The organism is Komagataeibacter swingsii (assembly GCF_003207895.1).
Classification (GTDB): domain Bacteria; phylum Pseudomonadota; class Alphaproteobacteria; order Acetobacterales; family Acetobacteraceae; genus Komagataeibacter; species Komagataeibacter swingsii.
Window position 1 is genome coordinate 1 of sequence record NZ_NKUB01000095.1, and the last position, 896, is coordinate 896.

The following is an 896-nucleotide window of genomic DNA, read 5'->3' on the forward strand; positions in this document are numbered from 1 at the left end:
GCCTCCATGAACTCCTGCCCTGGCACTGGAAAGCCCACCAGCAGGTCCACAATACCATCGCCGCCTGAATACGCCCGCGTCTCTCGCCGGATGATTACCCATGGGCCGGCGCGTCCGCGCGCGATCGGATGGAAGGGGGCGGGTGGCTGGGTGATGCTCTCGCAGTCCCGGCAGGTGAACTTCTCCCGCACCGTCTGTATGACCTTGAACTGGCGCGGGATCACCTCCAGCGTCTCGGTGACGCTCTCCCCCAGTTTGCTCAGACGATCGCTGCCACAGCACGGACACTGTGTCGGTGCGGGGATGACGACCCGCTCGCGCGGCAGATCGGCACGCAGGGGTTGGCGCCCCCGGTTGCTCCTGGGTGCTGTCGCGCGGACAGCGGGATTCACGGCGTTTTCGGGCGCGTCCTCGGCGAGTGTCGTCTCCAGCTCTTCCAGTTCGAGTTCAAGCTGGGCCAGCAGGCGGCGCCCCCGCTCCGACGAGGCGCCGAAACGGTCCTGGCGCATCCGCGCGATAAGATGTTTGAGATGGGCAATCTGCGCTTCGGCGCTGGCCGCGCGCGATTCTGCATCAGTGGCCCGGATTTCGGCAGTAGACGCCCGGAGTTCGGCGACCTGGGCACGCGCCTCGGCAGCGGCAAGTGCTGCGCGCAAGGCGATGATGTCGTCCGTATCTCCCGTCATGAAGGCAGTTGATCACATGGGCGCTCAAAAGGGTACCAGTATATACTGGCCTGACGCAGTTTTTATTATCCCGCCAGTTCAGGTCTCCATGTTTTCTGAGGATTGCGCCAATCCACACCCTCCAGCAGACAAGTCAATTGTGACGGGGAGAGATGGATCGCTCCGTCCTTTGCCGAAGGCCACAGGAAATGCCCGCGCTCGATCCGCTTC

At 63.7% G+C, this 896-nt stretch carries 2 protein-coding genes; both read right to left on the reverse strand.

From position 1 onward, the window contains the following. Nucleotides 1-686: IS66 family transposase zinc-finger binding domain-containing protein (locus CFR76_RS17475; protein ID WP_244192010.1), on the reverse strand; the 686-nt coding region annotated here is incomplete at its 3' end. A 65-nt stretch (nucleotides 687-751) separates the two neighbouring features. Continuing rightward, nucleotides 752-889, reverse strand: a complete 138-nt coding sequence (tnpB, locus tag CFR76_RS18865; RefSeq protein WP_129551913.1) for an IS66 family insertion sequence element accessory protein TnpB — start codon at nucleotides 887-889, stop codon at nucleotides 752-754. Between the last annotated feature and the right edge of the window lie 7 nt (nucleotides 890-896).